This is a genomic window from Streptomyces sp. MBT53 (assembly GCF_016654115.1).
GTDB lineage: Bacteria > Actinomycetota > Actinomycetes > Streptomycetales > Streptomycetaceae > Streptomyces.
In genome coordinates, this window is sequence record NZ_JAEQAZ010000116.1 from 23,516 (window position 1) to 42,946 (window position 19,431).

The following is a 19,431-nucleotide window of genomic DNA, read 5'->3' on the forward strand; positions in this document are numbered from 1 at the left end:
TGCTCCCGGCGGCGGGGCGTGTGAACATCGGTGGCATGCCGGAAGCCGCAGCAGTGCCAGTCGAGGACCCGCGGCCACCGCGCAAGCTCTACCGCAGCAGCGACGGACGCTGGCTCGGCGGAGTGGCGCGGGGGCTCGCCGGGCACCTCGGCCTGCCGGTGATCTGGGTGCGGCTGGTGTTCGTGGGCCTGTTCCTCGCGGACGGACTCGGCGCGCTGCTGTACGCCTCGTTCTGGTTCTTCGTGCCGCTCGGCATCGGCGGCGTCGCCGGCCAGCGACCCCCGTCACTCGTCTCCACCGAGACCTCGCCGGACGGCCGCCGCAGACTCGTCGCCCGCAAGCCGGACAAGGGCCAGATCGTCGCCCTGCTCCTCATGGTCGTCGTGGCGCTGGTCTTCGTCGGCAATGTGAATCTGGGCGACGGCGCCAAGGCCTATCTCTTCCCGGTCGTCCTCGTCGGCGCGGGCGTCGCCCTCGTCTGGCGCCAGGCGGACAACGCCCGCCGCGCCCGCTGGGCCGAGGTCGGCGGCCGTCGCCGTACGCTCAGCCTGCTGCGCGCGGGCGGCGGCGTCCTGCTGGTCACCGCCGGCGCCACCGCGATCTTCGTGCTGCAGGGCTCCGCCGCCCACCTCGGTTCGGTGCTCCAGGCCGCCCTCGCGGTCCTCGTCGGCATCACCCTGCTCGCCGGCCCGTACCTCGTGCGGATGACCCAGGATCTCTCCGAGGAGCGCCTGATGCGCATCCGCGCCCAGGAGCGCGCCGAGGTCGCCGCCCATGTCCACGACTCCGTGCTGCACACCCTGACCCTGATCCAGCGCAACGCGGAGAGCCCGGCCGAGGTGCGCCGACTGGCCCGCGCCCAGGAGCGCGACCTGCGCGCCTGGCTCTACAAACCGGAGGGCACCGGCAAGGACGAGGCCGACGAACCCGACACCCTCGCCGAGGCGGTGCGGCGCAGCGCGGCCGAGGTCGAGGACAAGCACGGCGTCCCCCTCGAGGTCGTCATCGTCGGGGACTGCCCGCTCGACGAGAGAATCGGTGCCCAGATGCAGGCCGCGCGCGAGGCGATGGTGAACGCGGCCAAGTACGGTGGCGAGGGCGGCGCCGTGCAGGTCTACGCCGAGGTGGAGGGGAAGAAGGTCTTCGTGTCCGTCCGTGACCGCGGACCGGGCTTCGACCTCGACTCGATACCCGCCGACCGCATGGGCGTCAGAGAATCGATCATCGGCCGTATGGAGCGACACGGCGGCACGGCACGGCTGCGCGCGGTGCCCGACGGCGGTACCGAGGTCGAGTTGGAGATGGAGAGGGCGGAGAAGACGTCATGAGCGACGCGACCGAGACGAACGAGCCTGTGGAGCCGACCGGCGGGAGCGCGGGCGGGCGGCACGTGCGCGTGGTCCTCGTCGACGACCACCGCATGTTCCGTACGGGGGTCCAGGCGGAGATCGGCCGCACCGAGGAGACCGGTGTCGAGGTGGTCGGCGAGGCCGCGGACGTCGACCAGGCGGTCACGGTCATCACCGCGACCCGCCCCGAGGTGGTCCTCCTCGACGTCCACCTGCCGGGCGGCGGCGGGGTCGAAGTCCTGCGCCGCTGCGCCCCGTTGATGAGCGACGCCGAGCAGCCCGTCCGCTTCCTCGCGCTGTCCGTGTCGGACGCGGCGGAGGACGTGATCGGGGTGATCCGCGGCGGTGCGCGCGGCTACGTCACCAAGACGATCACCGGCACGGACCTCGTCAACTCCGTCTTCCGGGTCCAGGAGGGCGACGCGGTCTTCTCCCCGCGGCTGGCCGGCTTCGTCCTCGACGCCTTCGCGTCGACCGACGCCCCGCCGGTCGACGAGGATCTCGACCGCCTCACCCAGCGCGAGCGCGAGGTTCTGCGCCTGATCGCCCGCGGTTACGCCTACAAGGAGATCGCCAAGCAGCTGTTCATCTCGGTGAAGACGGTCGAGTCCCATGTCTCGGCGGTGCTGCGCAAGCTCCAGCTGTCGAACCGGCACGAGCTGACCCGCTGGGCGACGGCCCGCCGACTGGTGTGACCCGTAAGGGAGTTCACCTGGGGGAGCGTCGGGCGGGGCTGGGGTCGGCGGGGCCGTCACACGACCCGTGTCGCCCCGGCGAACGGCATCTGGTCGATCGGCGCCAGCCGCACTGGAGCGGTCGGGTTCGGGGCGTGGATCATCTGGCCGTCGCCGACGTAGATGCCGACGTGGCTGATGCCCGAGTAGAAGAACACCAGGTCGCCGGGGCGCAGTTCGTCCCGGGAGACCCGCTGGCCGGCGTTGATCTGGGCGTAGGTCGTGCGGGGCAGCGAGACTCCGGCGGAGTTGTAGGCGGCCTGGACGAGGCCCGAGCAGTCGAAGGCGTTGGGGCCGGTCGCGCCCCAGACATACGGGCTGCCGAGCTTCTGGTAGGCGTAGGAAACGGCCGCCGCCGCACGGGAGTTGGGGGCGTCGGCCGTGGCGGCCGAGGAGCCGGGCGCGTGCAGCCCGTCCCGTGCCGTGGTCGCCGACCGTGAGGCGCGCCCCGAGGTGCCCGCGGTCTGCTCGACCTGGGTCCGCTGCTGCGGAGGCAGTGCGGACAGCAGCCGTCGCGCCTGGTCCAGTTTCCCGTTGATGGTCTTCTTCTGCCGGCCGAGCTCTGCCTGCCGCGACTTCAGGGAGGTCAGCTCGATGTGCGCGGCGCCGCGCAACTGCTCGATCTCCCGCAGCTGTTGCCGTACGAGAGCGACGGCGGCCGTCTGCCGGTGGCCCGCACGGTCGGCGAACTCGGCGCCGTCCAGATACTGTTCGGGGTCGTTCGAGAGCATGAGCTGCACCGCGGGGTCGATGCCGCCGCTGCGGTACTGGGCGGCGGCCACGTAACCCAGCGCGTCCCGTGCCGAGTTGAGCTTCTCCGTCTTGCGCGCCGCCTCGTCCCGCAGGGTGTTCAGCTGCTTCTCGGCCGCGTCTGCCTTCTCCTTCGCGCCGTCGTACTTCTCGGTGGCCACCTCCGCCTCCTGGTACAGCTTGTCCACCTTGGCCTTGACCTGTGTCGGTGTCAGCTGTGGCTCGGCCTGCGAGGTCCCGTCGAAGCCGGTCGCCGTCGCCGCGCCCGCGAGGGCGATCGTGGCGGCGGTGCGGGCCGTATGGCCGCTGAGCGAGCGCTGTCGGGGCTTGCGGTGCGCTGCCACGTGGACTGCACGTCCTTTCGTACGACCGCCGGGGGAGCGGGCGGTTTGCGCGTCCGGCGGCGGCCCGCACAGGGGGAGCAGGCCGCCGCCGGACCTTCTCGGCGGTGGTGTCCGACGGCCGCCCCTGGTCCGGGCGGCGGTGGGGAGCCGGTCACCTGGTGGAGGACGCTAAACCTGAAGATGACGGCCCGGTAACGCATGTACGGAAATGATGTGAGGTGATCGTCTTTTGACGTCAAGTGACTGTGATTCCGGTCCGGGGCCACCGCCTTCGCGCGGCGCGCTGACCGATGCGGCGGTTCCGGCGCGGCGGGTGGTGACGCGGTGCTATGGGCCGCATATATGCAAGGTCATGTGGGTGGCAGGGCAGCCCGGTGTCGGCCGGTCCCGGACCCCTGCATAGGCTCCGGAACCATGGACGTACTCATCCATCTCTTCGTCGGCCTGCACATCATCGGCATCGCCGCGCTGCTCGGCGGTTTCCTCACCCAGATGAAGGCGATGGGCCAGGGCACGGCCCGCTTCGTCCCCGGCATGCTGCACGGCGCGCTGACCATGCTGGTCACCGGCGCGATCCTGGTCGGCCTCAACCAGGCCGACGATCAGCACGTCAACAACATCAAGATCGGCATCAAGCTCGCGCTGCTGGTCGTGATCCTCGGGCTCGTCTATGTGAAGCGGGACGAGGAGACCGTCGACAGGAACCAGTTCGCGCTGGTCGGCGGCCTCACCATGGTCAACATCTTCATCGCGGTCCTGTGGACGTGACCCCGGACGTGCCGGCGCGATAGAACCGGACCGTCCCCGCGGCCACCACGAGCCAGGCCGCCACCGCGATCCACAGCACCACCTGCCCGGGCGTCCTGAGCCACGGGTCGTCCACGGCGCTGCCCACGGACAGCGTGGTCGCCGCCGTCATCCCGAGCGGGAACACCGTCGACCAGCGGCGCACGTCGTAGCGCAACCGGGGCCAGGCGATCTCGGCGGCCAGCAGCACCACGCACCAGGCCACATCGAGCACCAGCAGCGCCACGGTCACCGCTCGCAGGACGCCCCGGTCGTCGGAGTTCCACAGGTACAGGCGGGCGCTGTCGGCGGCGATCAGCTTCGACCCGGCCAGTGCCGACACAGCCAGGGCGCCGCCCACGATCCAGTGGTCGCCGGCTCCGATGATCACCTGCCGCCACTCGAAACGGGCCAGCGCGAACCCGTAGAGGACCAGCCCGAACCAGAACAGCACCAGGGCCGTGTGCGCGAGCCAGGCCACCGACTCGGCCCCGGCGATCGTGGCCCCCAGCACGGCCAGCGACTGGGTGGCCACACAGCCGAGGAACACCGTCCCGGGCATCCGCCCCCGCCAGTTCCCCAGGACCCGTACGAGCAGCCCCGGCCACAGCACCACCGCCAGTGCGAGCAGCGCCTCGGCCACGGTCTGCCGGCCCGCGATGGAGAACCGGGTGCCGAGTACGGCGGTCGCGGCGACTGCGGTCAGCGCACCGGGCGTCCCCGCCTCCGTGAGCCACCTCCGCCGGTCCCGCAGCAGCCGTACGGCGAAGTCCGCGGCCAGTCCCAGCCAGAAGGCGCAGGCCAGCGCGAAGGCGATACGGGACAGCACCTCGTACCCGGTGAGATGCAGGCCGACCGAGACGATGCCGGTCGCCATGACGACGGCCCCGGCCGCCGGCGGACGCTGCGCCCACCAGGCGCGGAAACGGGAGGTACCGGTACCGGACATGGTTTCGATGCTAGGGAGCCGTCCCGGTGCAGGCAGGGGGCCACGCGCGCGTGGAGCTCAAAAACACCTGCACGCGTGCGTGGCCGTCAAAAACAGCCGCACGCGTGCGTGCCCACGGATTCCGCTCAGGCCGGCCGCACCACGCGGTGGATGACCGACGCGTCCCCGTAGTGGACCGACTCCTCGCGGACGTAGGCGCCGGGCTTCGGGGCGTGGATCATCATGCCGTCGCCCGCGTAGACACCGACGTGGCTGACGTCGTCGTGGAAGAAGACCAGGTCACCGGGTTGCGCGTCGGCCAGGGGGACCGTCGTGCCCGCGTTCGCCTGGCCGGTGGTCCCGCGCGGGAGGGTGACTCCGGCGGCCTTCCAGGCGGCCTGGGCGAGGCCCGAGCAGTCGTACGAGCCGGGGCCCGCGGCACCCACGACGTACGGTTTGCCGACCTGGGCGCGGGCGAAGGCGACGGCCTGCCGTGCGAGTGCCGCTGCCGCCTCTTGGCGCTGCTGGCGCGCGGCCGACCGCGACAACAGCGCGCGTGCGGTGGAGAGCTTCTTCTGGACGGCGACCTTGGCCGTCCTCGGGTCGCTCCGCGTCCCGCCGGTGCTCTGGAGGCTCTCCGTCGTCGTGGACCGCTCCGTGACGTGCGCGTCGGCCGCGGCCTTGCGGCGGGCGGCCAGTCGGCTCATCAACTGGGCCTGGTCGTAGTGGTCGTGCGGGGTGGCGGTGAACGAACTGGGCTTTCCCCGCACGGAGTTGAATTTCTGGGTTCGCTTGGGCGCGCTGCGCCTCTCGGTCGCCGAATCCGCCCGGCGGTAGAGGTCGTCGATCTTCTGCTCGACCTCTCCGGGGCTCCGGTCGCCGCCGTCGTCGGCGGGGGTCCATATGCCTGCGATGCGCGAGCCCGCGGAACGCGGCTTGCGGTGCGACGACGCCAAGGAGGCGACTCCTTCCGAGGTCGGTGGGGCCATGGAGCTTGATCGCACGCTAACCAACTTGTGTGGCTTGTGTGAAGGTCGATGGCTGATATGCCTGATACGTTTGTGTGAACTCGGTCATGAGTGGGTCTGGCCGTCGCTGATCGCTATCGACCGGTTCTGGTCCGTGATTTTTCCCCAGTTCTCGGGGTGGCGGCCGGTTGTCAGTGGGGCGCCCTAAACTCGGAGGGCGATGAGCAGCCTCTTTGACGACAGCTTCCTGGCGGATCTCAAGGCCCCTCGGGCCCACGATGAAGAGCCCCCGCCACCGCCCGAGGACGAGCACGGACCGGAGCCGGTTCCGGACGACCTGTTCGGCGGGAAGTTCGACGTGCCCGCGAGCAGAGACGCCTACTACCGGGACGGCGCCCCGCGCCCGGCGGTGGACCCGGCAGCCCTCCTGGACGGGCTGAACGAGAACCAGCGCGCGGCCGTCGTCCACTCCGGCACCCCGCTGCTCATCGTGGCCGGCGCGGGCTCCGGCAAGACCCGTGTGCTCACCCACCGCATCGCCCACCTCCTCGGCGAGCGCCATGTGCACCCGGGCCAGATCCTCGCGATCACCTTCACCAACAAGGCCGCGGGCGAGATGAAGGAGCGCGTCGAGCAGCTCGTCGGCCCGCGCGCCAACGCGATGTGGGTGATGACCTTCCACAGCGCGTGCGTGCGCATCCTGCGCCGCGAGTCGAAGAAGCTCGGCTTCACCTCCTCGTTCTCGATCTACGACGCCGCCGACTCCAAGCGCCTGATGGCACTGGTCTGCCGCGACCTGGACCTGGACCCGAAGAAGTTCCCGCCGAAGTCCTTCAGCGCCAAGATCAGCAACCTGAAGAACGAGCTGATCGACGAGGAGGACTTCGCCGCCCAGGCCGTCGACGGCTTCGAGAAGACCCTCGCCCAGGCCTACGCCATGTACCAGTCGCGGCTGCGCGAGGCCAACGCCCTCGACTTCGACGACCTGATCATGACGACGGTCAACCTGCTGCGCGCCTTCCCGGACGTCGCCGAGCACTACCGCCGCCGCTTCCGGCACGTCATGGTCGACGAGTACCAGGACACCAACCACGCGCAGTACGCGCTCGTACGGGAACTCGTCGGCAGCGCCGCCCAGCACGACGAGGACGTACCGCCGAGCGAACACGACCTGCCGCCCGCCGAGTTGTGCGTCGTGGGCGACGCCGACCAGTCGATCTACGCCTTCCGGGGCGCGACGATCCGCAACATCCTCCAGTTCGAGGAGGACTACCCGAACGCGACGACGATCCTCCTGGAGCAGAACTACCGCTCCACCCAGACGATCCTCTCCGCCGCCAACGCGGTCATCGAGCGCAACGAGTCCCGCCGCCCCAAGAACCTGTGGACCAACGCGGGCGCGGGCGCGCAGATCACCGGCTATGTCGCCGACACCGAGCACGACGAGGCGCAGTTCGTCGCCGAGGAGATAGACCGTCTCACCGACGCGGGCGACGCGAAGGCGGGCGATGTCGCCGTCTTCTACCGGACGAACGCCCAGTCCCGTGTCTTCGAGGAGATCTTCATCCGCGTCGGCCTGCCCTACAAGGTCGTCGGCGGCGTCCGCTTCTACGAGCGCAAGGAGGTCCGGGACGTCCTGGCCTACCTCCGCGTCCTGGCCAACCCGGAGGACACGGTCCCGCTGCGCCGCATCCTCAACGTCCCCAAGCGCGGCATCGGCGAGCGCGCCGAGGCGATGATCGACGCCCTCTCGCAGCGCGAGAAGATCAGCTTCCCGCAGGCGTTGAAGCGCGTCGACGAGGCCTACGGCATGGCCGCGCGGTCGACGAACGCGGTCAAGAAGTTCAACACGCTGATGGAGGACCTCCGTACGATCGTCGAGTCCGGCGCCGGACCGGCGACGGTCCTGGAGGCCATCCTCGAACGCACCGGCTATCTCGCCGAGTTGCAGGCCTCCACCGACCCGCAGGACGAGACCCGCATCGAGAACCTCCAGGAACTCGCCGCCGTGGCGCTGGAGTTCGAGCAGGAGAACAGTGCGGGGGACGGCGAGAGCGAGACGCCCGTCGGGCTCGCGGCCTTCCTGGAGCGGGTGGCGCTGGTCGCCGACTCGGACCAGATCCCCGACGAGGACGAGGACGGCTCCGGAGTCATCACCCTCATGACTCTCCACACCGCCAAGGGACTCGAGTTCCCGGTCGTCTTCCTCACCGGCATGGAGGACGGCGTCTTCCCGCACATGCGCGCCCTCGGCCAGACCAAGGAGCTGGAGGAGGAGCGCCGCCTCGCCTACGTCGGCATCACGCGCGCGCGGGAACGTCTATACCTGACCCGGTCCTCGCTGCGCAGCGCGTGGGGACAGCCGTCGTACAACCCGCCCTCCCGCTTCCTGGAGGAGATCCCGGCGGCACACGTGGAGTGGAAGCGGACCGGCGCCATGGCGGCCCCGCCGTCCACGGGTCCGGCCTCGGGCATCGCGGCCTCGCTGTCCTCGACCCGTTCGCGTTCGTCGGCCTCGGGCGCGTCGGGCTTCGCCACGCGCAGGGCCTCGGAGAAGCCGGTCGTGTCCCTGGCGGTCGGCGACCGGGTCACCCATGACCAGTTCGGCCTCGGCACGGTCGTCGGTGTGAACGGCACGGGGGCGAACGCGGAGGCGACGGTCGACTTCGGAGAGGCCAAGCCGAAGCGGCTGCTGCTGCGGTACGCGCCGGTGGAAAAGCTGTAGGGGGAGCGGGAGTTACGTCGGGTCGAGCCCGTGGCTGCGAAGCCACGGGAGCGGGTCGATCGCCGCTCCGCCCGCCGGGCGCACCTCGAAGTGCAGGTGCGGGCCGGTCGAGTTCCCGGAGTTCCCGGAGTACGCGATCGGGTCGCCGGCCTTCACCGTGGTCCCCGAAGGGACGCGGTAGCTGGAGAGGTGGCAGTACCAGGTCTGCGTGCCGTCCTTCTCCGTGAGGATCAGCATGTTGCCGTACGCGCTGTTCCACTTCGTGCTGACGACGCCGTCGGTCGCGGCCATCACCGTCGTGCCGTACGAGACGGGGAAGTCGATGCCGGTGTGCACGGACATCCAGTTGACGCCGGCCTGGCCGAAGTAGGCGCTGAGGCCCCTCTGCGTCACCGGCAGCACGTACTTGGGGCGCAGCCGCTCCTTGCGGGCCGCCTCCGCCGCCGCCTTCTTCTTCTCGGCCTCCTGCTGGGCCTTGAGGTCGATGCGTTCCTGCGTACGGCTGGCCCGGTCGGCGAAGTCGTCGGCACCGGCCGACAGGCTCTTGATCTGTGCGTCGAGCTTGTTGTTCGCGACGGACGGCTTCACCGTGGTCGCGTCGGAGGCGGAGGCCGTCGTGTCGCTGCCGCCGGTCAGGGTGCCGACGGACGCGGCGGCGATCCCCGCCACCCCCATCACACACGCGGACGGCACGGCGATCGTCATCAGCGCGGACCGCTTCGGAGGCGTACGGCGCCGCGAACGGCTCCCGTTGCGGCCCGCGGCCCGCGAGGCGGTCGCCGGGGCCGGGGTGAACTCCTCCTGGTCCTCGAGGAGTTCGGGCTGCGCCTCGGATCCGTCCCGGTCCTGCTCGGCCTCGTCGAGGGCGGGCAGCTCACCGGTGGCGGTCAACTCGCCGTCTTCCGGGGCGGGTTCGTCGTACGAGTCCCCGTGTGTCCCGTCGTACGCGCCCTCGTGCGTCATGTCGTACGACGCCTGCTCGAAGGTGGTGGTCGCGTCGGCGGGGCTGCCGTCGGCGTTCCACTGCGTGGCGTCGTAGGCGCCCGTGTCGAAGGCCTGCGTGCCCCATACCCATTGCTGGGTCTGGTCGGCGGGGGCGGCGGAATGGGCCGACTGGTCGGGCTGGAGCCAGGCGTTGGCATCCCACTGACCGCTGTGGTCGTGGCCGGTGGCCTGCGGCGGGATCGCGGACAGCTGCTGGTAGTCGGCCGCCCAGGCGGTGGTCTCGTACGCGCCCGTGTCGTTGTAGGCGGCGTGGTGCTGGGCCGCGTACGGGTCGTAGTTCAGGGTGTGTTGACCGCCCGTGGACCAGGCCGAGGAGTCGTAGGCGCCGGTGGCGTGCGAGACGGTGTCGTGGCTCTGCATGTCGCCGAAGAGCGGGTCGGTCGCGAAGCTCGCGGTGGCCTGGCCGCTGTCCGCGCCGGGGTGAAAACCCGTGGCGGAGTGGTCGCCGTACGTGGTGAAGTCACCGTACTGAGCGTCCTGTCCGCCGTACGACGCGTACTGCGCCGAGGTGGCATCGGAAGCCGGAGCCGGGGTGGTCATGATCCCCGACGGGTGACGGTCGTTCACCAACTTCCTTCTCTTTCGCCTCGACAACAGGGGCTGGCAGAGCAGTGCGGCGACTGTACCCGGCAGTACGCGGGCCCGACAATCTTCCTCAGGTTTCGCGTCCGCCGGAAACGGGCATTCGGCCGTGTTTCGGGGGACGGCGGGCACGGGTTTGGCCTTGCGTTCGAATGACGTTCGAGGTCGGAGGCTGTTCGGGCGCTGTAGGCGACCTGTGCGCACGCTTCGAAGAGCATGGAAATGCTTCCCGTGCCGGAGGCCGGGCGCGTTGACTGCGGTCGACGGCATTCGGCGTGGGGAGAACGTCATGAGGGTGTGGAAACGGGCGGGGATCGCTGTCGTGCTGGCCGCGGCGACGGTCGGCCTCGTGGGGCCTGCGGCATCGGCCGCCCCCGCGCCGTGGGACATCAGCCGCGCCCACCGGCCCACGCCGGCACAGGGCGCGGCGGTGCTCCCGGCCGGGGCGGCGGGCACCGTCAGTGTGCGGTGCGGGTCTCCCTGCTACCAGTAGGAGTCGCGCGCCGTTGAATCGCGGCGTCGGTCAGGCCACCGTCAGGCCGCCCCGGCGAGTGGCGGCCGGTGCCTGCGTGCGTGGCGTGTCGAGAGCCTGGCGGATGCCCGACGCGACGGCCGGGTGTACGGGGAGCGCTAGATGGCCGATGCCGCTGACCTGCACGTTCTCTGCGATCAGGTCCGGGTGGTCGATACGGGCGGTCTCCAGTGGCTCCATCAGGTGGTCGAGGTCGCTCCAGAAACTGACGAAATGCGTACGGCAGCCGGGGGCGGGCAGGCCCAGTTCCTCGATCACCGCCGAGCCGGGGCGCATCTGGCGGACGATCGGATGGGCGTTGGCCAGCGGGACCACGGCGGTGCCGGAGTGCGGGGTCCCGAGCGTCACCAGCGTGCGGACCCGCAGGTCACCGCCGAGCCGCTGCACGTAGTAGCGCGCGATCAGCCCGCCCAAGCTGTGCCCGACGATGTCCACCTGCTCACTGCCCGTGCGCTCGCAGATCTCCTCGATGTGCCGGCCGAGCAGCTCGGCCGCGGTACGGATGTCGCAGGTCAGCGGCGAGTAGTTGAGCGATTCGACCGGCCGGCGGCCGTGCTGGGCCAGAGCCCGGCGCAGCAGCACGAACACCGAGCGGTTGTCGATGAACCCGTGCAACAGCACCACCGGGGGCTTCGCCTCGGTCGGCAGGGGTGCCGCGTCCTCCGGGGAGGGGGCCGGAGGAAGCGGCAGCCTGCGTTCCTGGGTGATGCCGGACGGATAGAGGAGAAGGTGGCCCGCGAGGATCGCGATCTCCAGGGCCGTCGCTTTCAGGAGGGTCATGGAGAGCCCCGCCAGCCTGCTGGGCAGAAGGCGCTGACAGAGGGGGAGAAGGGGCTGCACCGCCCTGGTGACCTTCATGGCCGACCTCCTGTCGGCACACGGATCGACAGCTCCGTCCCCCGTGTGCCCTCGTGGGAGGCCACCGCGAGGACCACCGACGGAGCGCGAGGGGTACGCGCGGGGCGGGCGTGGCGCACCTGCCCTGCGTGCCCTTCGTGCCTGCGCCGATGCGCCGCACCACCACGGCGCGCGGCCTGCGGCGCGGTGGTGCGGCGACCTCGTTGCGGCTCCCGTTGCGCTTGTTCCCGCTGGAACGCTGCGCGGTGAACGTGTCCCATCGTGTGATTTCCCCCTCGGTATCCACCGCGAAACTGCCGGTTGCGGGATGCTGGAGATAACGTTCGTTCACTCCCCGCGCCGGAGCGGGTGCCGCGGTACCCGTCGGTAGGGATGAACGCAGTCGCTTCATGGAGGCAGTGATGGGTGTGGCAGCCGGTCCGATCCGCGTGGTGGTGGCCAAGCCGGGGCTCGACGGCCACGACCGCGGGGCCAAGGTGATCGCGCGGGCGCTGCGCGACGCCGGTATGGAGGTCATCTACACCGGCCTCCACCAGACCCCCGAGCAGATCGTGGACACCGCGATCCAGGAGGACGCCGACGCGATCGGCCTCTCCATCCTCTCCGGCGCCCACAACACGCTCTTCGCCGCGGTGATCGACCTGCTGAAGCAGCGCGAGGCGGAGGACATCCTCGTGTTCGGCGGCGGGATCATCCCCGAGGCGGACATCGCCCCCCTCAAGGAGAAGGGCGTCGCGGAGATCTTCACCCCCGGGGCGACCACGCAGTCCATCGTCGACTGGGTACGGGAGAACGTGCGGCAACCGGCCGGGGCGTAAGGCGGGGCGTAAGGCCAGGGGCTTCACTCTGCGATGCCGGTGATCATCCGATCTACGGCGCCTCCAACTCCGCCGCCATCGCGCCCCGCAACCGCAACGTCGTCACCAACCGCTGAAACGCCTCCGCCCAATAGCCCCCCGCTCCCGGTGCCGCGTCCTCCGACTCGTCCGGCACCGCCAGCAACCCGTCGAGCCGGCTCGCCTCGGCCGGGTCGAGGCACCGCTCGGCCAGTCCCATCACCCCACTGAAGCTCCATGGGTAACTCCCCGCGTCCCGCGCGATGTTGAGCGCGTCCACCACGGCCCGCCCCAGCGGCGCGGCCCACGGCACCGCGCACACCCCGAGCAGCTGAAACGCCTCGGACAGGCCCTGCGCCGCGATGAACCCGGCCACCCACTCGGCCCGTTCGCCCCCGCCGAGCGTGCTCAGCAGCTTGGCGCGCTCGGCCAGCGACACCGCCCCCGGCCCGCCCGCCTCGGGCGCCGACGGCGACCCGAGCAACGCCCGGGACCACTCCGCGTTCCGCTGCCGTACGGCCGCCCGGCACCACGCCGCGTGCAGCTCGCCCCGCCAGTCGTCCGCCACCGCGAGCGCCACGATCTCCCGGGGCGTACGGCCGCCCAGTCGTCGCTCCCAGGTCCCGAGCGGTGTCGCCTCCACCAACTGGCCCAGCCACCACGACCGTTCACCGCGCCCGGCCGGAGCCTTGGCGACCACACCGTCCCGCTCCATGCCCGGGTCGCACTCGTGCGGCGCCTCCACGACCAGTCCGGGTTCCCCGCTCGTGCGGTCGACGGCCACGCAGGCCGTGGCCCGGACCGCCATCCGCGCGGCGAGCGCCGAGTCCGGGAGCGCCGACAGCAACTCCGCGGCCGTGGCCCGTACGTTGCGGCTCCGGTCGGCCAACGCCTGTTCCAGGAAGGGTTCGTCCTCGGCCGTGAGCCCCGTCCGCAGCGAGTCGAGGAACATCAGCCGGTCCTCCGCCCGCTCCGTCGCCCACGTGGTGACGAGCAACTCCCGTCCGACCGCAGGCTGTTGTGCGCGTATCGCCGCGAGCAGGGAGACCCGCTCGGCGAACAGCCCTTCCTGCCAAAGCTGTTGGACCTGGCCCGGGTCGTCGAGATCTGGCAGGGCTGTGCCGCCGCCCGGGGTGGCGCGCAGGGCGAACCGCCAGTCCGGGTTCAGCCGGGCCAGCCACAACGCGCGCGGGCCCGCGAACTCCAGCGCCGCCGGCCGCAGATCAGTACGCCCCCGGGCCGCGTCCAGCAGCGCGGGCAGCACCTGGACGGGCGCACCGAAACCGCGCGCGTTGGCCGCCGCCAGCCACTGGGGCAGCAACTCCATGAGATCGGGCGAGCTGCCCCGCCGTCCCCCACCGCCCGTGCCCGGACGGTCGGTCAGCAGCATCACCAGCCTGCGGGCCGCCGCCACGGGCAGCGCCGGACGCGTGTCGGGCACGGCCGGCTCCGGCCGTTCGGCCGCCCGCGCCGGACGGAGCCCGGCCCGCCGTCGTACGGTCTCCACGGCCGCCGCGTCCAGCAGCGTCACGGGCGCGTCCTGGCCCGGCGCACACCACGCAGGCGTACGGCGGTCCGTGCCGAGCAGCGCCGTGGTGACGAGTTCCTCCCAGTCGCCCGCGGCGGAGGTGCTGTTCATGCGGTGCCTTTCCGTCGAGTTGGTGGGTGCGCTCAGCACGGCGACACCGGTGAGTTGGTGGATGCGCTCAGCACAGGGACACCGGCTCTCCCGCCGTCTCCGGCCAGGCCGTCAGCGGCGTGAAGCCCCGGTGGCCCAGTTCGCCGAAGACCTTGACCGGGGCGCCGCCGGAGAGCGCGACGAGCCGCCACAGTCCGGGCCGGGAACGGGCGGCGGGAGTGAGAGGAAGCGCCAACTCCGTGTCGGCGTCCGCCAGTTGCCAGGAGTCGCCGTCCGGGGTCGGCACCACCCGGTCCAGGGTCACCGGGACCGCGTCCAGCCACGGGTCGTCCCGCAGCGCCTCCCCGTAGCGGACGGCGGCCTGTGCCGTCGTCACACCTCGCGGCCGTGCCGTCGTAGGACCGGGCGGCGCGAACTGCTCGCCCAGGGCCGCCCGCAGCTGCCCGGCACCGGGGAACGCCGAGACCTCCGCCTCCAGGGCCAGCCCGACCGGCAGCGCGAGTTCCGGGGCACGGCCCGCCGCGCCGTACGAGAGGAGCAGGCTCGTGCGGTCCGACGCCGTGCCGTGCAGCCATATGCGGCGCGTCGTCAGTTTCGCGTCCGCCGTGTCGTACTGGGCGAGGACCAGCCAACTGTCCCGCAGCGGCGGACCGTCCGCCGAACCGGGCAGGCCGATACGGGAACGGACCGTCGCCGCCAGACCGTCTGGCAGCAGCTCGCGGCGCAACCAGGCCTGGTCGAGGAGGTGGAGCAGCGCGCACTCCGCCAGCAGCCGCACCGGCCAGCCCGGTCCCGAGGACGGTATCGCCCCCAACTCCCGTGCCCGCGCGGCCAGTCCGGGAGCCTGCGCGTCGACCATGCGGGCCGCGGTCTCCTCCCACAGCCCGTACCCCGCCTGCTCCGCCGAGGCCAGCCCGGTGCGCAGCAGGTCCGTCAGCCGCTGCTCCAACTCGCCCGCGCCCGCGGTGATCCGCTCGGCCCGCCGCTCCGCCCTGCGCCGGGCCGCCTCCGGATCAGCGGCGGCCGGGGAACCGGACGCGTCCGCCGCCCGTTTCTCCTCCGTCCGCTTCCGCCGCCCCGCCAGCCACTGCTCGGCCCAGTCCGGCGCCTGCCCCGCCGGCACCGCGCCGTCCTCGCCCGCCCACAACAGCAGCAGTCCCAGCGCGTGTTTGCACGGGAACTTGCGGCTCGGACAACTGCACTTGTACGCCGGCCCCGCGGCGTCCGCGATGTCGACGACCGTCTGATACGGCTTGCTGCCGCTGCCCTTGCACAGCCCCCACACCGTCCCCTCGTCGGAACTCCCCGCCTCGGACCACGGCCCCGCCGCCCCGAGCTTGCTTCCCGCTTTGCGTGACGCTGCGTCAGGCGCCAGTGCCAGCACCTGGTCAGCCGTCCAGCGCACCCCCTGCTGAGTCATGACATCGAAGGTAGATCCCGGCACTGACAATCGGGCCGCGAGCGGTTCGGCGGATGCCTCCGCCAGCGCGTTTCCGCAGGTCAGATCGCGTTGTCAGTGGCGTGGTGCACGGTGGACACCAGATCCGAACCGGCCGAGCTGGAGGGGGCCTCAGCCATGACTGTGTCCGCAGAATCCATGAACGCGCAGGCGTGTGAGAAGCAGACGGCCGAGCGGCCGGAGGCACTGCGTCCGCACGCCGAGGACGCCTTCGCCGACGAGCTCGCCGCGCTCGCCGCACAGGACGACCGGCCGCGCCCGGTCCGCTGGAAGATGTCGCCGTGGGCGGTCGCCACCTACCTCCTCGGCGGCATCCTGCCGGACGGCACGGTGATCACACCGAAGTATGTCGGCCCGCGCCGCATCGTCGAGGTCGCCGTCACCACACTCGCCACCGACCGCGCCCTGCTCCTGCTCGGCGTGCCCGGCACCGCCAAGACCTGGGTGTCCGAGCACCTGGCCGCCGCCGTCAGCGGCGACTCGACGCTGCTCGTGCAGGGCACGGCCGGCACACCGGAGGAGGCGATCCGCTACGGCTGGAACTACGCACAGCTGCTCGCCAACGGCCCGAGCCGCGACGCCCTGGTGCCCAGCCCCGTCATGCGGGCCATGGCGGAGGGGATGACGGCACGGGTCGAGGAACTGACCCGGATCCCCGCCGACGTACAGGACTCGCTGATCACGATCCTGTCGGAGAAGACGCTGCCCATACCGGAGTTGGGCGGGGAGGTGCAGGCCGTCCGCGGCTTCAACCTGATCGCCACGGCGAACGACCGCGACCGCGGTGTCAACGACCTCTCCAGCGCCCTGCGCCGCCGTTTCAACACGGTGGTGCTGCCGTTGCCGGAGAGCGCGGACGCCGAGGTCGACATCGTCGCCCGCCGCGTCGACCAGATCGGCCGCTCGCTCGACCTGCCGGCGGTCCCCGAAGGGGTCGACGAGATCCGCCGGGTGGTGACCGTCTTCCGTGAGCTGCGCGACGGGATCACGGCGGACGGGCGGACGAAGCTGAAGTCGCCCAGCGGCACGCTCTCGACGGCCGAGGCGATCTCCGTCGTCACCAACGGACTGGCCCTGGCAGCCCACTTCGGCGACGGACTGCTGCGGCCGAGCGATGTCGCCGCGGGCATCCTCGGCGCCGTCGTCCGAGACCCGGCGGCCGACCGGGTCATCTGGCAGGAGTACCTGGAGGCGGTCGTCCGGGAGCGCGACGGCTGGAAGGACTTCTACCGGGCCTGCCGCGAGGTGAGCGCGTGAGCGCGGCCAGGGGGACCGTCGACGAGGACTCCACTTGGAGCTGGACCCGGAGAGGAGGGGGACGAAGTGACCGGAACTGAGCCGCTGTTGCTCGGAGTGCGGCATCACGGGCCCGGTTCGGCGCGGGCCGTGCGGGCGGCACTGGCGGCCGCCTGGCCGCGGGTCGTACTGATCGAGGGGCCGCCCGAGGCCGACCCGCTGATTCCGCTGGCCGCCGACGAGGACATGCGGCCACCGGTCGCGCTCCTCGCCCACGCCGTCGACGAGCCCGGCCGTTCGGCCTTCTGGCCGCTGGCCGAGTTCTCCCCGGAATGGGTCGCGATCCGCTGGGCCCTGGAACACGGGGTACCGGCCCGCTTCATCGACCTTCCGGCCACGCACACACTGGCGTGGGGGAGGGAAGAGAAGGACACCTCGGAAACACCGGACACCGAGGGCGAGCCCACGGGAGAGAAGCGGCAGCCGGACCCGACTGCCCCCGATACGCCCTCCGACCCAGACACACCCTCCGGCCCCGACATCCGCGTCGATCCCCTCGCCGTGCTCGCCGAGACCGCGGGGTACGACGACCCCGAGCGCTGGTGGGAGGACGTCGTCGAGCACCGGGGTGCGGGGGAGCGGGACCCGTTCGCGCCGTTCACCGCGCTGGAGGAGGCCATGGGGGCGCTCCGCGAGACGTACGGGGCCGGCGGGCACGACCGGGACCTGGTGCGCGAGGCGTACATGCGACTCCAAGTGCGCGCGGCACAGCGGGAGTTCGAGGACGACGTAGCCGTGGTGTGCGGGGCTTGGCATGTGCCCGCGCTACGGCAGCGGACGGCTGTCGCAGCGGACCGCGCGCTGCTGAAGGGGCTGCCCAAGGTCAAGGCCGAGCTGACCTGGGTGCCCTGGACACACCGCCGCCTGTCCCGGGCCGGCGGGTACGGCGCGGGCATCGACTCGCCGGGCTGGTACGGCCATCTGTTCGCCGCGCCGGACCGGCCCGTCGAGCGCTGGATGACCAAGGTCGCGGGGCTGCTGCGGGAGGAGGACCGGATCGTCTCCCCGGCCCATGTCATCGAGGCGGTACGGCTGGCGGAGACCCTCGCGGTGATGCGGGGCCGTCCACTGGCGGGGCTCGGCGAGACCACCGACGCGATCCGCGCGGTGATGTGCGAGGGCTCGGACGTCCCGCTGTCCCTGGTGCGCGACCGGCTCGTCGTCGGGGATGTGCTGGGCGAGGTGCCGCCGGGCGCCCCCGCCGTGCCGTTGCAGCGCGACCTCGACCGGCAGCAGCGCAGACTGCGGCTCAAACCGGAGGCGCTGGAGCGGGAGTTGGAGCTCGACCTGCGCAAGGAGACCGACGCCGCGCGCAGCAGACTGCTGCACCGCCTGCGACTGCTGGCGGTCGAGTGGGGCGAGCCGATCGCCTCGCGGGGCAGCACGGGTACGTTCCGGGAGACGTGGCGGCTGCGCTGGGAACCGGAGTTGGCGGTGCGGGTCGCCGAGGCGGGCGTTTGGGGCACCACGGTGCTCGCCGCGGCGACCGCGAAGGCGGAGGCCGACGCGATCGGGGCGCAGAGCCTCGCCGACGTCACCGCCCTCGCCGAGCACTGCCTGCTGGCCGAACTGCCGGACACGCTCCCCGTGGTGATGCGGATCCTCGCGGACCGCGCCGCCCTCGACACGGACGTCGGCCACCTCGCCCAGGCGCTGCCCGCCCTGGTCCGTTCACTGCGCTACGGCGACGTACGCGGCACCGACACCGGCGCGCTGACGGAGGTCGCCGCGGGCCTGGCCGAGCGGATCTTCGTCGGCCTGCCCCCGGCCTGCACGGCCCTCGACGCGGACGCGGCCGAGGAGATGCGACGCCATGTGGACGCGGTGCACGGGGCGGTGGGACTGCTGGGGGATGCCGGCGGTGAGACCTCGGACCTGAGTGGCCGCTGGCGTGCGGTGCTTCGGACGCTCTCCGCGCGGGACACCGTGCCGGGCGTCATCCGGGGACGTGCCGTACGACTTCTGCTGGACGGTGGGGAGTTGGGGCCGGACGAGGCGGCCCGGCTGATGGGGCTGGTGCTCTCGCCCGGGACACCGCCGGCGGACGCGGCGGCGTGGATCGAGGGCTTCGTCGGCGGCGGGGGCGGGCTGCTCCTCGTGCACGACGAGCGACTGCTCGGGCTGGTGGACGCATGGCTGACCGGGGTGCCGGCGGAGGCGTTCACGGACGTACTGCCGCTGCTGCGGCGCACGTTCTCGGCGTACGAGCCGGGGGTGCGCAGAACGCTCGGCGAGCTGGTGCGGCGCGGGCCCGGGAAGCAGACGGGAGCGGTGGCGACGGCGGTCGGGATATCCGGGTTCGGCGCGGAGCTGGACGCCGGGCGGGCGGACGCGGTGGTGCCGGTGCTGCGACTGATGCTGGGGCTGGACGACTTGGCGGGGAACAGCGACAACGAGCTTGTGGGGGTGGCGGGATGATGACGGCGAGCAGCGGTAGGCAGGGCACGAGGAGGCCGGGGGAGCGGGCTCAGGCCTCGGGTGCCGGGCGGCGGACGGCGGCGGGTGCCGGCTGTCGGACCGAGGATCGTCCCGCGACTGCCGTGCGGGTCGTCCCGTTGTGGGAAGGGCTGCGGGACGGGGTGCGCGGATGACGGCGACCGGTGCGACGGGGTCGGCGGTGGGCGAGTCGGCGGGGGCGGG

At 71.9% G+C, this 19,431-nt stretch carries 15 protein-coding genes; 8 read left to right on the forward strand and 7 right to left on the reverse strand.

Going from position 1 to position 19,431, the window contains the following annotated elements; translation table 11 throughout:
* The first annotated feature begins 35 nt into the window (after window positions 1-35).
* Window positions 36-1,328: an ATP-binding protein gene (locus JHN45_RS33465; RefSeq protein WP_201052792.1), complete on the forward strand. Its 1,293-nt coding sequence runs from the start codon at window positions 36-38 to the stop codon at window positions 1,326-1,328.
* On the forward strand, window positions 1,325-2,044 hold the full coding sequence (locus JHN45_RS33470; protein WP_201052794.1) for a response regulator transcription factor: 720 nt from the start codon (window positions 1,325-1,327) through the stop codon (window positions 2,042-2,044). The genes JHN45_RS33465 and JHN45_RS33470 overlap by 4 nt, the downstream gene beginning before the upstream one ends.
* A gap of 56 nt (window positions 2,045-2,100) precedes the next feature.
* On the opposite strand, the gene JHN45_RS33475 is transcribed toward JHN45_RS33470, so the two are convergent.
* Window positions 2,101-3,177 (reverse strand): C40 family peptidase, encoded by a 1,077-nt coding sequence (locus JHN45_RS33475; protein WP_201052796.1) that lies wholly within the window; start codon window positions 3,175-3,177, stop codon window positions 2,101-2,103.
* A 414-nt stretch (window positions 3,178-3,591) separates the two neighbouring features.
* On the opposite strand from JHN45_RS33475, the gene JHN45_RS33480 reads away from it, so the two are divergent.
* Entirely contained in the window at window positions 3,592-3,945 is a 354-nt protein-coding gene (locus tag JHN45_RS33480; RefSeq protein ID WP_200714165.1) for a hypothetical protein, read from the forward strand.
* Here the strand turns inward: JHN45_RS33480 and JHN45_RS33485 are convergent.
* The gene (locus JHN45_RS33485; protein WP_201052798.1) at window positions 3,923-4,912 is read right to left on the reverse strand and encodes a tellurite resistance/C4-dicarboxylate transporter family protein; all 990 of its coding nucleotides are present in this window, start codon (window positions 4,910-4,912) and stop codon (window positions 3,923-3,925) included. The genes JHN45_RS33480 and JHN45_RS33485 overlap by 23 nt on opposite strands.
* Window positions 4,913-5,037: 125 nt before the next feature.
* Window positions 5,038-5,847, reverse strand: a complete 810-nt coding sequence (locus JHN45_RS33490; protein ID WP_236584390.1) for a C40 family peptidase — start codon at window positions 5,845-5,847, stop codon at window positions 5,038-5,040.
* Window positions 5,848-6,079: 232 nt separating this feature from the next.
* Between JHN45_RS33490 and pcrA the strand changes: the two genes are divergently transcribed.
* Entirely contained in the window at window positions 6,080-8,584 is a 2,505-nt protein-coding gene (gene pcrA / locus JHN45_RS33495; RefSeq protein WP_201052807.1) for a DNA helicase PcrA, read from the forward strand.
* A 12-nt stretch (window positions 8,585-8,596) separates the two neighbouring features.
* On the opposite strand, the gene JHN45_RS33500 is transcribed toward pcrA, so the two are convergent.
* Window positions 8,597-10,129 (reverse strand): M23 family metallopeptidase, encoded by a 1,533-nt coding sequence (locus tag JHN45_RS33500; protein ID WP_201052818.1) that lies wholly within the window; start codon window positions 10,127-10,129, stop codon window positions 8,597-8,599.
* Between the two features lie 331 nt (window positions 10,130-10,460).
* Between JHN45_RS33500 and JHN45_RS33505 the strand changes: the two genes are divergently transcribed.
* Window positions 10,461-10,664, forward strand: coding sequence for a hypothetical protein (locus JHN45_RS33505; protein WP_201052809.1), 204 nt, complete (start codon window positions 10,461-10,463; stop codon window positions 10,662-10,664).
* 30 nt (window positions 10,665-10,694) lie between these two features.
* On the opposite strand, the gene JHN45_RS33510 is transcribed toward JHN45_RS33505, so the two are convergent.
* Complete coding sequence (locus JHN45_RS33510; RefSeq protein ID WP_200714160.1) at window positions 10,695-11,561, reverse strand: triacylglycerol lipase; 867 nt, start codon at window positions 11,559-11,561, stop codon at window positions 10,695-10,697.
* A gap of 401 nt (window positions 11,562-11,962) precedes the next feature.
* On the opposite strand from JHN45_RS33510, the gene JHN45_RS33515 reads away from it, so the two are divergent.
* Entirely contained in the window at window positions 11,963-12,379 is a 417-nt protein-coding gene (locus JHN45_RS33515) for a cobalamin B12-binding domain-containing protein (RefSeq protein WP_019066802.1), read from the forward strand.
* A gap of 52 nt (window positions 12,380-12,431) precedes the next feature.
* On the opposite strand, the gene JHN45_RS33520 is transcribed toward JHN45_RS33515, so the two are convergent.
* Both JHN45_RS33520 and JHN45_RS33525 read right to left on the reverse strand, forming a co-directional pair.
* Complete coding sequence (locus JHN45_RS33520) at window positions 12,432-14,036, reverse strand: DUF5691 domain-containing protein (protein ID WP_201052811.1); 1,605 nt, start codon at window positions 14,034-14,036, stop codon at window positions 12,432-12,434.
* A gap of 67 nt (window positions 14,037-14,103) precedes the next feature.
* Window positions 14,104-15,456 (reverse strand): SWIM zinc finger family protein, encoded by a 1,353-nt coding sequence (locus JHN45_RS33525; protein ID WP_200714158.1) that lies wholly within the window; start codon window positions 15,454-15,456, stop codon window positions 14,104-14,106.
* Window positions 15,457-15,612: 156 nt separating this feature from the next.
* Between JHN45_RS33525 and JHN45_RS33530 the strand changes: the two genes are divergently transcribed.
* Window positions 15,613-16,752 (forward strand): AAA family ATPase, encoded by a 1,140-nt coding sequence (locus tag JHN45_RS33530; protein ID WP_201052816.1) that lies wholly within the window; start codon window positions 15,613-15,615, stop codon window positions 16,750-16,752.
* Window positions 16,753-16,818: 66 nt separating this feature from the next.
* The gene (locus JHN45_RS33535) at window positions 16,819-19,209 is read left to right on the forward strand and encodes a DUF5682 family protein (protein ID WP_307783268.1); all 2,391 of its coding nucleotides are present in this window, start codon (window positions 16,819-16,821) and stop codon (window positions 19,207-19,209) included.
* The last annotated feature ends 222 nt before the right edge of the window (window positions 19,210-19,431 follow it).

Coding starts and splice junctions, on each gene's coding strand:
- JHN45_RS33515 (WP_019066802.1), top strand. CDS start 11,963: ATGGGTGTGGCAGCCGGTCCGATCCGCGTGGTGGTGGCCAAGCCGGGG.
- JHN45_RS33525 (WP_200714158.1), bottom strand. CDS start 15,456: ATGACTCAGCAGGGGGTGCGCTGGACGGCTGACCAGGTGCTGGCACTG.
- JHN45_RS33530 (WP_201052816.1), top strand. CDS start 15,613: ATGACTGTGTCCGCAGAATCCATGAACGCGCAGGCGTGTGAGAAGCAG.
- JHN45_RS33485 (WP_201052798.1), bottom strand. CDS start 4,912: ATGTCCGGTACCGGTACCTCCCGTTTCCGCGCCTGGTGGGCGCAGCGT.
- pcrA (WP_201052807.1), top strand. CDS start 6,080: ATGAGCAGCCTCTTTGACGACAGCTTCCTGGCGGATCTCAAGGCCCCT.
- JHN45_RS33510 (WP_200714160.1), bottom strand. CDS start 11,561: ATGAAGGTCACCAGGGCGGTGCAGCCCCTTCTCCCCCTCTGTCAGCGC.
- JHN45_RS33500 (WP_201052818.1), bottom strand. CDS start 10,129: ATGACCACCCCGGCTCCGGCTTCCGATGCCACCTCGGCGCAGTACGCG.
- JHN45_RS33465 (WP_201052792.1), top strand. CDS start 36: ATGCCGGAAGCCGCAGCAGTGCCAGTCGAGGACCCGCGGCCACCGCGC.
- JHN45_RS33480 (WP_200714165.1), top strand. CDS start 3,592: ATGGACGTACTCATCCATCTCTTCGTCGGCCTGCACATCATCGGCATC.
- JHN45_RS33470 (WP_201052794.1), top strand. CDS start 1,325: ATGAGCGACGCGACCGAGACGAACGAGCCTGTGGAGCCGACCGGCGGG.
- JHN45_RS33520 (WP_201052811.1), bottom strand. CDS start 14,036: ATGAACAGCACCTCCGCCGCGGGCGACTGGGAGGAACTCGTCACCACG.
- JHN45_RS33505 (WP_201052809.1), top strand. CDS start 10,461: ATGAGGGTGTGGAAACGGGCGGGGATCGCTGTCGTGCTGGCCGCGGCG.